This window comes from Streptomyces sp. NPDC029466, from assembly GCF_055574515.1.
This window is the reverse complement of sequence record NZ_JBVHZH010000040.1, coordinates 51,538-66,657: the sequence shown is the minus strand read 5'-3', so window position 1 is coordinate 66,657 and position 15,120 is coordinate 51,538. Positions and strand designations below refer to the sequence as shown.

Below are 15,120 nucleotides of genomic sequence, written 5' to 3'. Positions count from 1 at the left end.
GTGAGCTGCATCCGAGCCCTGCGAAGGAGCCGGCAACACCTGGTCTCCCGTGACCAAGCAGAACAGCGACTACGGCAACAAGCCGGAGCCACGGGGCCGCATCGACTTCATCCTGGTAACGCCTGTTAGTGAGGCGTTATCGGTGCGCTAGCGATGTCCGTGAGAGTCATGTGCGTCAACGGGTGCTGGCTGCGGGTCGTCGTCGCTCCGGTCGGAAGCTTCCTGGCCCGCCCACGCCCATCGCGCAGAGGCAGAGGGAGCGCTCGATGTCAGAGTTGCCGGACATGCCTGCTTTACGTGGGTGAAGCGGAGCCTCGACTTCCGCTGCTATCTCTCCAGGTGTCCCACTTCTCTGGGCGCCTCACTCACCAGAACTTCGAACGAATGCGACGGGGACCGTTATGCGTGAATTCAGCCGCCGGAACATATTCGGACTCGGGGTAGGAGCGGCGGCCGCGCTGTCCGTCACAGGCTGCTCGTCCTCCGGGTCGTCGGGCTCCTCCGGCAAGGTCGGCACCGAGCCCGGCCAGACGGCGCAGGCCAAGCCGATAGGCGACGGCTCGACCGCGTACACCGGAAAGCAGCCCAACCAGCCGCCCGCACCGGAGAAGCTGGAGCCGGGCCAGAAGCCTCCGCAGTTCGTCGTCTTCTCCTGGGACGGCGCGGGCGACGTGGGGGACGGCCTCTTCCCGCGGTTCCGCAAGCTCGCCAAGGACCACAACGCGGCGATGACGTTCTTCTTCTCCGGGCTGTACGCGCTGCCCGAGTCGAAGAGGCGGCTGTACCGGCCGCCGAACAACCCCGTCGGCGCCTCCGACATCGACTTCCTCACCGACGACCACATCAAGGCGACGCTGAAGAACCTGCGCGCGGCGTGGCTGGAGGGCCACGAGATAGGCACCCACTTCAACGGGCACTTCGGCGGGACCGGGCCCGGTTCGGTCGCCCATTGGAAGCCCGCGCAGTGGGAATCCGAGATCCAGCAGGCCATGGACTTCGTCACCAAGTGGCGTACCCACACCGGTTTCACCGATCTCGATCCGCTGCCCTTCGACTACTCCAAGGAACTCGTCGGCGGCCGCACCCCTCAGCTGCTCGGCCAGCCGAATCTGCTGCCCACGGCCCGCAAGCTCGGCTGGCGCTACGACTCCAGCTCACCGGGCGGGCTCCAGGTGTGGCCCGGCAAGAAGCAGGGCCTCTGGGACTTTCCGCTACAGGGGATACCGTTCCCCGGCCACAGCTTCCCGGTCCTCTCGATGGACTACAACATGGCGGCCAACCAGTCGCCGAGCAACGTCACCAAGGGTCCGCCGGCCAAGTACCCCCAGTGGCGGAAGGAGGCCACCGGCGCCTACATCGCCGGCTTCAAGCGGGCCTACGAGACCAACCGAGCCCCCCTCTTCATCGGTAACCACTTCGAGAAGTGGAACGGCGGCATCTATATGGACGCCGTCGAGGACGCGCTCAAGTACATGGCCGACGGCACGCACAAGGACGTCCGGCTGGTTTCCTTCCGCCAGCTCTGCGACTGGCTGGACGCCCAGGACCCGCGGGTCCTCGCCGGCCTGCGCGGCCTCGGGGTGGGTCAGAAGTTCACCGGACGCGGCTGACGGCACGGGGAGCGGGCGGTCGCTTCCTGGTCCCGCCCGCCAGGGCATCGCCAGCCCTCGGCTCGTGCCGCGTGCGGCACGAACCGCCCGGCCCGGAGCTCACCCCCGCTCGGCCTCGTCCTCCGGCGGGCCGCTTATCGGTGCCGTCATCGGTAGCCGGCGCACCCCCGGGAGGAAGCCGTCGAGTTCGCCCGGCTCGAAGCGGCACATGCCGACCACGTGCCAGAACTCGCCCGCGATGTCGCCCTCGTACTTGTAGCCACCGGAGGACGTGAGCGTGGCCCAGCCGCCGGGCACTCCGATCAGGGTGGCCTGCAGGGACGGCTCGCCCTGATCGGGCACGGTCCACAGCCGTACGGTGCCGTCCTCGCCGCCGGTGGCGAGCAGCGAGCCGTCGGGGCTGAAAGCGGCTGAGAGGATCCGGCCCGTGTGTCCGGTCAGTTCGCCGGTCTGCCGACCGTCGCGCGGGTCCCACAGCCGTACGGTCCGGTCGTCACCGGCGGTGGCGACCAGGGGGCGGCTCGGGTGGACGGCGGCGGTCCACAGGCGGCCGGAGTGACCGCGGAGCCGCTGTTCCGGCCGGCCGTCGACCCAGATGATCGCGTCGCCGTCCCAGGACGCGCTGACGAGCCAGGCGTCACCGGGCCCGAACGCTACCGTGTAAACCCGGTCCCGGTGCCCGTCGAGTTCGGCGGTCAGCCGGCTGTTACGGACGTCCCAGAGGCGGACGACGCGGTCGTCGCAACCGGTGGCCAGGCGCCGGCTGTCGGAGCTGAACGCGATCGACCGCACCCGGCCCCGGTGCTGGGCCAGCGTGGTGACATGGGTGCCCGTGGTGCGGTACCACAGGCGTACCGTGTCGTCGTCGTTCGCGGTGGCGAGCAGTTCGCCGTCGCCGCTGAAGGCCTCGGCCCACACATGGTCGGTCTCGGCGTCGATCTCCCGCTGGTACTCGCCCGTGGCGGCGTTCCACAGGTACACGTCGCCGTCGTTGCTGGAGGTCCCCAGGACGGACCGGCCGGCCCCGGCGGGGCTGAAGACCGCCGACACCAACCGGTCGCTGTGCCCGGTGAGTTCCCTGAGGCGGCGGCCGGTCGACGGCTCCCACAGCCGTACGAAGCCGTCGTTGCTGCTGGCGGCCAGGTACGAGCCGTCGGCGCTGAAGGCCAGGGTGCCGATCCGGCGGCCGTGGCCGCGCAGGATGCGCCGGCCCTGGCCGCTGGCGGTATCCCACAGGCGCACCATGCCGTCGTTGCCGGCCGTCACCAGCAGGGGGCCGGACCCGGCACCGCTGAGACCGCTGCGCGGCCGGAACCGGCACGTCCAGACGGAGCCGCGGTGGTCGGCGGGCTGCTGGCGCAGTGGGGTCACCGACCAGCCGGAGGCGTCGGGGCGGTCAGGATGGATTCCTGGGCCATCGGCCCCCGCCGTGGTGGGCTGCACCCGCCACAGCCGGACCGCGCCGTCACTGTCGCCCGCCGCCAGCAGGCTGCCGTCCATGTCGAACACCACCCGGTACACGGCACCGCCGCTCCGGCCGGGCTGCCCGGCCGGGGTGCCGGACACCGGGTCCCACAGCCGCACCTGTCCGTCGGTGTCGCCACTGGCCAGCAGCGCGCCGCTCGGGTGGAAGTCCAGGGTGTAGACGCGCCCGGTGTGGCCGGTGAACGTGTGGCGCAGCCGTCCCGACGCCACGTCCCACACCCGCACCGTGCCGCCCCGGCCGCTGCCGTTGTCGCCGGTGGCCAGCAGCGCGCCGTCCGGACTGAACTGCGCCCGGTTGCAGACGCCTTCGTGGCCGGGCAGATCTCTGCGCAGCCGCCCCGTGCGGGTGTCCCACAGCCGGACGCCCGCGGCCGCGTCGCCGGTGGCCAGGGTGCGCCCGTCGGGACTGAAGACCGCGGTGAAGACGGGCGCCGCATGCCCGGACAGCTCGTGCCGCCGCCTGCCGGAGGCCGCGTCCCACAGGGTGACGGTGCCCTCCGCGTCACCGGTGGCGAGCAGCGTGCCGGTGGCGTCCAGGGAGACCGGCCACACCCCGCTCGGGTGGATCTCCAGCCGGTGCAGACAGGCACCCGAGACGGCGTCCCACAGCCGCACCGTGCCGTCCGCCCCGCCGGTGGCGAGCAGGCCCTGGCGGAACTTCACGGCGTAGACCCGGCCGACGTGCCCCTGGAGGGTGCGCAGCGCGGTGCCGGTGGCGGCGTCACACACCAGGACACCGCCGTCCTCGCTGCCCACGGCGAGCAGTTCGCCGTCCGGGCTGTACGAGACCGGCTCGGGCAACCGGACCGACTGCACGCCGAAGCCGTAGGGCACACCGACCGCGGAGGGCCGGAAGCCCGCGTCGACGGGCATGCCGGGAGCGGTCGCGGCGGAGCGCAGCTCGGGGCTGCGCAGGGTGTCGTCGTCGGTGGTCGTGTCGATCAGCGCGGCCCGGTTCCAGTTGCTGCCCTCGGCCCGGATGCCGCGCAGGTCGGCGCGGATCAGCCGGGCCCGGCGCAGGTCAGCGCCGCGCAGATCGGCGCCGGTCAGATCGGCCTCGTCCATCCGCGCGCCGACCAGGCGGGCATCGCGGAGCACGGCTCCGGAGAGGTTGGCGCCGACCAGCTGGGTGTCGCTGAGGTCGGCACGGGTGAGGTCGACGCCGGAGAAGTCGCGGTGGGAGAGGTCCTCGCCTGCCAGCGCGGCACCGCGCAGGTCGGTGTGGGCGGGTACCCGCAGACGGGCGAGCACCTTGACCGCGTTGGCCCGCGCGACCTCGTCGGCCTGACCGCGCCGCCGCGTCTCCCCGTCGGCGTTCTCGTCCCCGCTGTCCAGGACCCGCTCCGCCCACTCCTGGCAGGTGCGGTGGTCGGCGAGGTCGCAGAGGAACTCGACGGTGAGCTGGCTCAACGGTCGGCGGGCCAGCAGCTCGTGCTCGCCGCGGGCGAGCCGGGACGCGGACTCGGAGGCGACCAGCCACTCCACGATGGAGCTGTGGATGAACTGGAACAGCCCCTCGTCGCTGCGCACCAGCAGACTGCCGGAGCCGATGGTGTGGGCGGCCTCCCGGGGGGACAGCTGGATGTCCGCGAGCCCTGTCAGCGTCGTCGCGACATCGGTGAGTTCGTCCAGGCTCAGGGTGCTCCGGCCGCTGGACCACAGCCGCAGCGCGAGCGTGGTGACCGCGTCCCACCGCTGGTCGAGGTTCATTCCGGGGGCGGCGCCCGGGCCGCCCTGGCCGCGCTGCTCCTCGAACTGCAGCCAGGAGGTCAGCACCTCCTCGTACAGCCCCGCCGCGCTGAGCGCGCGTCCGGCACCGGCGACAGCGCGCAGCCGGTCGTGGTCGAGGTCGGCGACGAAGCTCAGCAGCCGTGGGTTGCGGCACAGCGCCAACAGGTCGGGGATGCCTTCCAGGAGCCGTACCCGGCGGTCGGCGGACTGTGCGTCTCCGTAGCGGTTGGCCAGGTAGGTGCGGATCTGCTGCGGGGTGAACTCCTGAAGGGCGAGCACCCGGCGCTGCGGCAGCAGTCCGACCCGCTCACCGAGGGCGGTGAGCACCTGCGACTGCGACTTGAAGTGCTGGTTACGGCTGCTGACGACGACCTTGGCGTGGTCCACGACGGCGTCGAGGAGGACCTGGAGCCGGTCGGTGGCCCGCTCGTAGCTGACGCGGTTGGCCAGTTCGTCGAAGCCGTCGAAGAGCAGGACGATCCGGCCCTGCTGGAACATGTAGCGGAAGGCCCGGAGGTTGACGGAGTCGACGCCGTGGTTGGCCAGGTGAGCGGCGACCAGGCCGTCCAGGGAGTACGCCCGGTCCAGGGTGTTCAGCTCGATGAACAGCGGTACCAGATGGGGCATCTCCTCGGGGATACGGCGGGCGAGCTCCCGCAGCGCGAAGGTCTTGCCGTGCCCGAAGTCCCCCAGGAGCAGCAGGAACCGGCCGTGGTCGGCGTCGAGCAGCCGCAGCATGTCCTCGACCAGCCCGTCGCGCTCCTCGCCGCCCGGCCGTTCGATCTCCCGGTAGCGCTGCGGGAGGTAGAGGTCGGGCCGGTAGCGCTGGTCGGTGCGCAACCGCTCGGTCTGGGCAGCGACATAGTCGCGAAGGTCCAGCAGGCCCTGGAACTCGGTGAAGCTGCGGACGCGGACGCCCCGGCGGCGGGCCCGCTCGCGCAGGTCGCGGGCCGGCGCCGGCCCGTCGTGGACGAGTTCGGCGTCGGGTTCGGTGTCGGAGGCGTGGACGTGGTCGAGGAAGCCGTCGATGTCCTCGGCGGAGGGGGTGCCGTGGCAGACCCCCACCCGCTGCTGCCGGACGAAGCCGGACTCGGTCCAGGTGACCAGGAGCTGGGGCAGCCGGGCGGTGATACGACGCAGCTGGGCGCCTTCGTGGCGGGTACGGCAGACCTCGGCGACCCGGGCGACCAGCTCGTCGAGCGGGTCGCCGAGGGTCCGGGCCTCCACCCCGGGCTCATGGCCCGGCACACTCGGCTCCGCGGTGGGCGGTGCCGGCACGGCGGGTGCGCCCTCGTCGGCGCCGGCCTGCGGACGCGGCGGCCCGAACACGCGCTGGGCGCGCCGCCAGCCGGTGTCCACCTGCTCCGGTTCCGTGTCGGGCCGCTCGTGCCACCGGGTGAGGCCGTCGCGGGTGAGGCGCAGGAGTTGGTGCCGGGCGGGCCCGGCCGCGCCGTACACGGGAAGTTCCCCGGCGGTGAGAGCGAGGGATGACATGGCGGACGACACGGACGGGGCGCGGCGGTCGCTGTCGGGGCCGTGCAGCAGGAGGTGGAGCCGGGGCGCGGTGAGCCGGGCGAGGGCGGCGGTGTCACGGAGCCGGCCGGGGCCGTGCGTGGCGCCGGGGCGGTCCCCGTCCTCGTCGACCGGGTGCCGCAGCGCACCGAGGCGCAGCCAGCCCTCCTCCTCGTACGGGCGCAGGGCCTGGGCGAACCACGCCGCCTGCTCGGGGCCGAGCCATCCGTACTGGTCATCGGGCCGGTGGCTGTACGCCATCGAGGAGTTGAGGCCCGCGATGACCGTGCGCAGCTCCGGGACGGGGAAGAGGCTCCACGGCTGATCGCCGTCGAAGACGACATCGAGGCCCTGGTAGAGCTCGTGGAACAGCCGTGCGTAGTGCCGCCACTTGGGCCAGTAGGGCGGCTTGGGCTGCATCTCATCGGCTTCGCAGGTGCTGAAGTAGGCGCGGCAGGCGGCCTGGCTGACGTCCTGGCCGCCGGGCACGACGGCGAGGCGGTGCGGTTCGAGGCCGAGCAGCGAGCGCAGGCCGGTGAGGAAGCTGAGGGCCTGGTCGCACTCGCGGGGGCTCCCGGAGGCGGTCAGGTCGCCGGTGACGACGAGGAGGTCGGGCGCCGGCGCACCGGCGTCGGTGAGTTCGACCAGGTCGCCCCAGATGGCCGCCTGGAGTTCGGCCGGGTCCTGGCCGCGGCCGAAGGCGGGTCCGGCCAGGTGCAGTACGGTGACCGCCTCCCGGGCGTGGTGCGCACCGGACTCCTGTGGGTACTGCGGCGAAACCGCGGGGCGGCGGCGCCCCGCCCAGCCGGGGCGGCCGAGCGGCCGGCCGGATCCGGACACCGGCCGCGGGATGCCCGCCGGGGCGTCGGCGCCGGTCCCCGGCCCTCCGGGGTATCCGGGCCGGCTGGTGGGCCGGGCCCGCCCGTCGAGTGCCTGGCCCACCCGGGTGAGCAGCATCTCGCGGGCGGTGCCGGTGTCGGTGACGCCGACCAGGTCGACGTAGGTGATGGTGGCGAGCAGTCCCTCGACGGGGATGTCCTCGACCCGGACGGTCAGCAGTCGGCGCTCCGGTGCGTCGGGGTCGGCACGCAGCGCGGCCTGCCACTCCATGCGCCCGTAGCGGGAGCGTTCGTAGTTGCTGGAGAGGACGGCGATGACAGCGGCGGATTCACTCACGCCGCGGTCCATGAAGTCCACGAAGTTGGTGCCCGGGACGAAGTCCCAGGCCTGAAGGACCGTCCGGTAGCCCGCCTCCTCCAGGGTCCAGGCGATCCAGGCCGCCCATCGTTCGTCAGCCGGTGAATAGCTGATGAAGAAGTCCAACAGGCCGGTTTCCGGGCGGGTTTCGGGGTCTCCGAATTCCTGACGAGCCACCATGCCTGCCATCCTATGTTTCCTCGTCAAGCGGCTGCACAGCGTTTACCCTTTTGCCTGTGCGTGCCATACAACGCCTGCATCCGCTGGACTGGCTTGCCGTCGGGCTGCTCGCCTGCGGTCTGCTGTTCACGGCGACGGGCCTGCTTCCCATGGAGTCGGCCGGACAGGCGATGGTCCGGATCGGTCCCCTTCTCGCCTTCCTCGCCACGGTCATCGTGCTGGCCGAACTCACCAGCGAGGCCGAGGTTTTCGACGTCGTCGCCTCGGGCGTGGCCCGCGCCGGACGGGGCCGCTACCCACGGCTGTTCGTGCTGTGCGTGGCCTTCGCCTCGATCACCACGATCACCCTCAACCTGGACACCACGGCGGTGCTGCTGACCCCGGTGATGCTCGCGCTGGCCTCCCGGGTGAAGATCGCCGCGGTACCGCTGGCGATGACGACGGTATGGCTGGCCAACACCGCCAGTCTGCTGCTGCCGGTGTCCAACCTGACCAATCTGCTGGCCGCCAACCGTGTGGCGCTCCGCCCCACGGAGCTGGCCGCCACGATGTGGGCTCCACAACTGGCCGCCATCGCGGTGACGATGGGGTGTCTGTGGCTGTTCTTCTGGCGCCGGGGGCGGCGAGGGGCAGAGGCCTACATACCCCCGGAGCGGCACCGCCCCGGCGACCGGGTGCTCTTCCGGGTGTGCGCCGTCGCCTGTGCGGGGTTCCTGCTGGCGATGCTGCTCGCCGATGTACCGCTGTGGCTGGCCTCCGCGACGGCGGCGGTCGTGGTGGTCGTGGCCTTCGCCGTGCGCCGTCCCGCCAGCCTGCGTCCGTCACTGGTGCCGTGGCGGCTGCTCGTCATGGTGCCCGGCCTGTTCCTGGTGGTGGAGACGGTCAACGTCAACGGACTGCATGAGCTCCTGACCGCCGCGGTGGGCACGGACGGCGGGGTTCTCGGCATGTTCCGCGCCTCGGCGGTCGGCGGCGGCCTGTCGAATGTCCTCAACAACCTGCCCGTCTATCTGGCGGGCGAGTCGGCCGTCCCCCTCGGGAACCACCAGCAGCTGCTCGCCCTGCTCATCGGTACCAACGTCGGCCCGGTGGTGACACCGTGGGCGTCGCTGGCCACCCTGCTGTGGTTCGAGCGCTGCCATGCCCAGGGCGTACGGGTGCCGCTGCGCAGCTTCATGGCAACGGGCGCGGTGCTCGCGGTGGGCGCGGTGCTGGCGTCCACGGCGGCGCTCGTGGCAACGAAATGAGAGGGCACACACGCCCCCCCGGTACGCCGGGCAGGCGCCCCGCCGCGCCCGCGCGCCGCGCGGCCCGTACCGGACTTCGCGAGCCGGGCGGGACTTCGCGGGACAGCCCTGCGGGACGGGCCTCAGCTCCGGCCGACGAGGCCGAGCAGATAGGGCATGTCCTCCGGGCGGCCGGCGACAAAGCTGCGGTCGCTGTCGGGCCCGGCGAGGGTGCCCCGGAACGTGCTGCCGTCCAGGGCCCGGATCTCCAGCCCCGCCTCCGCCGCGAGCAGCGCCCCGGCGGGGAAGTCGATGAGCTCGGCCCGGTAGCCGACGAACCCGTCGATGTCGCCTCGGGCGAGCATCGACCAGGTCAGCAGCGGTGCCCAGAGCTGCAGCAGCCGCCGGGAGCCCGTCTCCACGGCCGACTTGAGGGCCCGTGCGGCCGGATCGTCGCGGGCGACAGCGTGCCCCTGGGTCCAGGCGAGCAACGGCCCGGAGGCCGCGAGCGGGCCGCTGGGCCCCGTCATCCGCCCCAGCGGTCCGTAGGCCCCACAGCCGGTCAGGGCCGACCAGGTCCGGTCGGTGACCGGCTCGTGGACGACGCCGACCACCGGTGTGTCGTCCACACACAGCGCCACACCGACCACATAGGCGGGCAGCCCGATGACGACGTTGTTGCTCCCGTCGAGCGGGTCGACCAGCCAGGTTCTGCGCGGGCCCGGCCCCGCCCCGGCGTCGCCTCCCAGCGCTCCCGCCTCCTCGGCGAGAATCAGGTCGTGCGGAAAGCGCTCGCGGATGCGCTGCACGACGAGCCGCTCGGCCAGTAGGTCGAGTTCGGTGACCACGTCGCCACGGTCGTCCTTCGGCCGGACGCCGTACTCACCCTGGAAGCGCGAGCGCACCAGCGCGCCGGCCTCCCGTGCGATGGCCACGGCCAAGTGCCGCTCGGCCGCGAACTGCGACAGGGCAAACGTCTCCGGTGCGGACGGCCCTGCCGGAGGCGGCCCCGGCGGGTGTCCCGAGCCGGCCGGGTCATTCCGGGTGGTGCCCATGCATCCTCCTGAGGGCGGACCGCGCGGTCCGGGCGGTCCGAACGCCGTCGCATGTCTGTCGTACCACCCGGTGCCCGGTTCCGTGCACCGGTCCGAGGGACAGGTCGGTGTGCTGCGGGACCGAGCGGCCCAGCACCAGGGTGGCCGCGGCGCTGCCGCTCGGGACGACAGTGCTGTGGAACTCCCCGGCCGGCAGCCGGTAAACCTCCCCGCAGACGCTGGTCTGCTCGGGGCCGGGCTCGCAGCGGACCAGGCGTGAAGTCGGCTGGATCTCGTCCACTCCCGAGGGGCTGCTGTGCACCTCGAAGACCCTGTGCGTGGGCTGCGCATGCTCCGTACGCACCCGGATACGCAGATTCCCGACCTCGCCGTAGAGCACGAAGCTGGTCAGTTCCCAGCTGTGGCAGTGCAGGGGAGAGGTGGTGAGGGGCACCGGGCCGGCGGCGTCGGGCTCGAAGAGGTGCACACAGACGCCCTGGTCACCGTCGCGCAGCACCGGCAGACAGAAGAAGCCCAGCGGATGGCGGACGGCGTGCAGCTCACGCCGTCCGGCGGCAACCTCTTCGAGCGCGGTGGACGCCGCGCCGAAGAGCAGCTGGGCCCCTCCGTCCCGTCCCATGGCCCGTTCGAGAGTGCCGTAGTCCATGGGGAGTTGCCCGGGGTGTCGGCTTGGCGGGCTCACCTGACCTCCCGAAGGGTGCTGCGGTCTGCGGGCCGGGCGGGACTCTGCGGACACGCCCTGGGCCGCGCACACGAGTGGCCGGTCGCATCGGGCTCTGCGGCACGGCGCCGGGCTGTGCCTGCGGCCCCGGTGTGGGTCGGCACAACGGCCCTCCTCTCCACGGTCGGCCGGGAAACAGGAGCCCAGGGGCGCCCGGTGGTGCCGGGCGCGCCCAGGCGTGGCAAGACATCAACTCCGATACGGGTTCTCCGCGTGCAGCGCCTTGTCGATGATCTCACTGACGTCTCTGTCGGTGACGGTGGAGGACAGCGCGAGGTCCAGGCTCTCGAAGAGCTGGCGTGCCTCGTCGACCGTGGGCTCGTCGCTGAGCGGCACCGCCTGGTGCAGGCTGAGGGCGAGGGCCTGCTCCCGGGCCTGGTGCAGCTCGGTGAGGTAGTAGTCGTAGAGCGGACGCCCCCGGTCCACCACGAGGTTGACCCGGCGCAGGTCGTCCTGCGTGATGATCAGGCACGAGTCGGTCAGGTCGAACCGGAGGGTGGGCACGACGGACGACAGATGCACGTCGATCTCCAGGACGTCCAGCCGCTGCTTGTACCAGCAGGCCGCCAGGACGGTGGCGTACGCCTCCTTGCGGGTGCGCTCGGCGCTCCAGGTCTGCCGCTGCGCCGTGTCCGCCTGACCGCCGTGGAAGGTCCGCCGGAAGCGGGCGTACGCCTCACACGCCTGTAGGTCCGCCGGGTTGACGATGTCGATCTTCATCGTGAGGGAGCGGCGCTGCTCCTGCGCCTTCCGGACGCACTCGGGGAGTGTGACCGCGCGCAGATAGGTGCCCGTGCCGCCCTTGAACACCCAGCGGTCGGTGTTCTGACGGGCCTCGTCCAAGGCGCGCCGGACCTCGGTTCCGGACAGTGAGCGCACCATGGCGAGGTCTTCCAGCGCCTGCTGTGTCCCGGCCGTTGCCTCCTTGATGTCGGCGACCCGGCGCCGCCGTTCGGTGAGCGAACCGAAGACCAGCGCGGCCAGCACCAGCAGCGTGGCACCGGCGGTGACGTTGTCCGAAACGGCGTCGCTGAAGATGTCCATCAGGCCGACGACCATGGCGCCGGCAATGGCGACGACCCCGTCGAGGTGTCTGAAGGTCCACGAGACCGCGGCCTCGATCCGATTCCCTGTCGATGGTCCTGGCACGTGTCCTGTAGGTGCGTCTCTGCGCGCCACTCGGTCCAACTCCTCCCCCGGGTACCGCAATCGTAGGAGCTGAACCGCGTGGTCCGCCAGCAATTACGATCATCGATGGGTGCCATCTGCGCCACAGCTGCCGCACAGCGATACGTTCCCGATACCGGGCGTGCCACTCACCTCCGGAACCCGATACCTGACAACACACCACGTCGTCATCGCGCCTCGGTTCGCGACGGATCACTCGACCTTGGGCAGTTGGTGCCACCAGTGGCCGCATCCGTCGCAGCAGAAGCGATCACGGCGGCGTCGGTCGGCGATCGAGAGCACTGCGATCAGCAGCCGGAATGCCTTGCGGCGTTCGTCGGGAGGCGCGAGACCGACGATCTTTCCCAGTTGCTCGTCGATCCGGCCTCGCGAGATCAGCACCGCGGGCGTATGCGTCGGACGCAGCCTCCGAGCAGCACCGCCAGCTCGGCCGTGCCCTCAGCGTCGTCGGCCCAGCGGGCGGGCTGCGGTGGGTGAACCTGGCCCAGGAGCGGGCGGCACCCGTCAGGTCGTGCTCAGGCGTGTTCGCACAATTCGCATGGACGGCGGAAGAGCCTCGGATCCCACGAACACGGTTTCCTCGGAGAGCCGAATGGTGCGCAGGGAGCTGACCTTCTTGAGGCTGCTCACATCGAAACTGGTCAGCGGGCTTTCGAAGGTGATGGTGTGGAGATTCGGGAAGTACGCCAGCCACTCCCAGGTGGTGCCCGAGTCGGCCTCCACCCACAGATGAGTGAGGCGAGAGCCGTCGCAGGCAGTTTGGAACTCCCGAGGTGTGATCGTGCCTGTCATGCGGATGCGGCAACGGCCACCGAATCGTCGGAGCGCATGCAATTCCTGTGCATTCGAGACGCAGAAGTAGAGATCTTCCTCTCCGAGGTGGGCAATGACTTCCTCAGCGAATCGATCGCACTCGAAACGGCTCCAGACCCTGGCCAGTTCCGAACGGACACGGAGGTCCGAGAGGTCGCGGTATTGCGCCAGTACGGAGATTGCGGCGTCGGTGGCAAGGCGTGTCGCGGACAGTACCGTGAAGTACGCTTCGTCGGCGGAGAGTCCCTGCGGCCCGGGAAGCAGGTCCAGAACGACTGGGCCCACATCGGCCAGAGCGCGCGCCTGATCTGCCGATCGAGGAGGAATCAGTGCCGCGGCCCGCTGTTCCACCTTCATCCGCACCTCCGGGTTCAGCTCTGTCGCATGTTCCAAACAGGCCGCTGCCAGTAGATGGAGACGCCTGCTGTCCTTCTCCGATGCGTCACCTCGTTCTATGAGACCGGTCAGCAGCCGGGTTCGCTCCATGGTCCGAGCGTGGGCAACGGACATCCGGATGACGTCTTCCCATTGATCGAGATGCGCGTGCGCGATGAGGAAATCGAAGTCAAGACCTTCCACCGCGGCCTTGGCGCCCAGGTAGTCCTGAAAAGTGCGGTGAATGAAATCCATCGAACCTGCACTGGGTTCGCGCAGGAGACCACTTCGGATCAGCAGGTGGTGATAGATCTCCTCAGCAGTCCCCTGTTCGGCGATCTTCGGCATCGCGGGTAGTGCGTGCTCCAGCAGCTCGACGGCGTCGGCCCGGTCCATCTCGGAACGACCGTTGCGGATCATCCAGTAGGCCAGCTTCTGGATCAACTGGATGTGATGTTCCTCGCCGATGCGGATGGTGCCCGGCTTGTAGATTCCTCGCTCACGGTCACGCCGGGACAACAGCATGGAGAGAGCGGCGTCGTAGACCTCCTTCCGGCCGTCCGGGAGGTAGCCACGGCGGTCCTGGTGAAGGGCGCAGATAAGCGCGCACATCAGGGGGTTGGTGGCGAGCCGGCCCAGGTCCGGCTTGGTCCGCACAGACCGCAGGAGATCTGTGGCATAGCGGTCACCGATGCCCGCGGCTTTGTGCCACCGCTTGATGAACTCGGCGACGTTCTCCCGGCTCATCGGAGCAAGGTCGAGTTCTGCGAAGTCGTCACCGACCAACCAGTCCTGGCGTACGGCCGAAGGCCGAGAGGTCACCAGCCACCGGTTGCGCGGGTAGGAACTGACCAGCTCCTGTAACCAACGACGAGCCTCTTGGCGTTCGCTTTCCGGAATTTCATCGATCCCGTCGACCAGGAGCAACCCACGCCCGGACCGCAACACCCTGTCGAACCACCCCGTGGGCTGGAGGTTGGCGATGGGACAGTCCACGGCGGCCAGGAATCCGTCGGGCGTGGGAAGTTTGGCGCCGCCTCGGGTCAGCGTGCGCAATGGCAGGACAAAGGGCACCAGGCCGTAGAGATACAAGAGACGTTCGTCTAGAGCCTTCCGCGCCGTGGATACCGCCAGCCACTGGACGAGCGTCGTCTTCCCTGACCCCGCCACGCCCCGGAGCAACACTCGATCACGGCCGGCCAAGATGTGATCGGCGGGGAGGAGGGTGGGGAGTTCGCGCGTTCCGCCGCCCGCTGCGTCCAAGCTCAGATAGGCGGCGTCGAGCGGCCAATTCTCCGGCGCCTCGGACAGATCGAGCCCAAAGATGGTCAATTTGCCGTGCTTGGAGGCGATGTATTCGGCGTACCGCTCCTCGAAAGGCCCGTCGGCCGGCGACGGAGTGCGGGCGATCAAGGAGTCGATCTTGAGAGACAACTCTTCGATCCGACGGCTGTGTTCGATCAGCGTACGGGCCACAAAAGTTGATCTCTGGGTGAAGAACTGCAGGATGTGCAGGCACGCGGTATCGAGCACGCTCGCATGAAGTGTCACCGCGTCGCTGGACAGACCGAGGGTGGCCGAGGGGCTCTGCGACCGCAAATGCCGGGAGAGCGCCAGGTGCCCGAGCTGTACGGCCTGCACGTCGTCCATGTCGATGTAGCCGAGCGATCTCAGCGAGTCCGCTACGGCATGGGCCACAGCACGCTGTTCGTACGGGGGCAGACGTTCCTCGACGCCGGTGGACTGCGCTGCGCGATTCACCAGTTCCTCGGCGATCTTGTGCAGATCTTCGTCCGACAGGGCTCGCTTCTCGCCCTTGAACGAAACGAGCTTCGAGACGCGCAGCGGCTTGTCGACCAAACCGGCGCCGGGGCCGTCAGCCACGAACAGTCTCTTGACCAGCGGCGCTACAACACTTGAGGCGAGGCGAGCGCCAATGGCGGCAGCTTCCATTTTGCTCCCCGGTTGGTGTGTGGACGGCAGCCAACCGTCGGCCCGGCAGCAGCTTAGGAGACGGAGTGATGGGT

The 15,120-nt window shown here is 70.3% G+C and carries 8 protein-coding genes; 2 read left to right on the top strand and 6 right to left on the bottom strand.

What is annotated here, in order from left to right; genetic code table 11:
- The first annotated feature begins 401 nt into the window (after positions 1 to 401).
- Complete coding sequence (locus ACZ4XD_RS27355; RefSeq protein ID WP_468046350.1) at positions 402 to 1,610, top strand: polysaccharide deacetylase family protein; 1,209 nt, start codon at positions 402 to 404, stop codon at positions 1,608 to 1,610.
- Positions 1,611 to 1,709: 99 nt separating this feature from the next.
- Here the strand turns inward: ACZ4XD_RS27355 and ACZ4XD_RS27350 are convergent, their stop codons facing one another.
- Entirely contained in the window at positions 1,710 to 7,715 is a 6,006-nt protein-coding gene (locus ACZ4XD_RS27350; RefSeq protein WP_468046348.1) for a WD40 domain-containing protein, read from the bottom strand.
- Between the two features lie 56 nt (positions 7,716 to 7,771).
- Here ACZ4XD_RS27350 and ACZ4XD_RS27345 point away from each other — a divergent pair, with 56 nt between their 5' ends.
- Positions 7,772 to 8,962: an SLC13 family permease gene (locus ACZ4XD_RS27345; protein WP_468046346.1), complete on the top strand. Its 1,191-nt coding sequence runs from the start codon at positions 7,772 to 7,774 to the stop codon at positions 8,960 to 8,962.
- Positions 8,963 to 9,084: 122 nt separating this feature from the next.
- Here the strand turns inward: ACZ4XD_RS27345 and ACZ4XD_RS27340 are convergent, their stop codons facing one another.
- From ACZ4XD_RS27340 to ACZ4XD_RS27320, 5 genes are all read right to left on the bottom strand, one after another.
- Positions 9,085 to 9,996: an inositol monophosphatase family protein gene (locus ACZ4XD_RS27340; protein WP_468046344.1), complete on the bottom strand. Its 912-nt coding sequence runs from the start codon at positions 9,994 to 9,996 to the stop codon at positions 9,085 to 9,087.
- A complete protein-coding gene (locus ACZ4XD_RS27335) occupies positions 9,977 to 10,642 on the bottom strand; it encodes a hypothetical protein (RefSeq protein ID WP_468046342.1) in 666 nt (221 codons plus the stop codon). The genes ACZ4XD_RS27340 and ACZ4XD_RS27335 overlap by 20 nt, the downstream gene beginning before the upstream one ends.
- Before the next feature lie 264 nt (positions 10,643 to 10,906).
- Positions 10,907 to 11,866 (bottom strand): hypothetical protein, encoded by a 960-nt coding sequence (locus ACZ4XD_RS27330; RefSeq protein ID WP_468046340.1) that lies wholly within the window; start codon positions 11,864 to 11,866, stop codon positions 10,907 to 10,909.
- 231 nt (positions 11,867 to 12,097) lie between these two features.
- Positions 12,098 to 12,310 (bottom strand): DUF5958 family protein, encoded by a 213-nt coding sequence (locus ACZ4XD_RS27325; RefSeq protein WP_468046381.1) that lies wholly within the window; start codon positions 12,308 to 12,310, stop codon positions 12,098 to 12,100.
- A 99-nt stretch (positions 12,311 to 12,409) separates the two neighbouring features.
- Entirely contained in the window at positions 12,410 to 15,046 is a 2,637-nt protein-coding gene (locus ACZ4XD_RS27320) for an NACHT domain-containing protein (RefSeq protein ID WP_468046338.1), read from the bottom strand.
- Between the last annotated feature and the right edge of the window lie 74 nt (positions 15,047 to 15,120).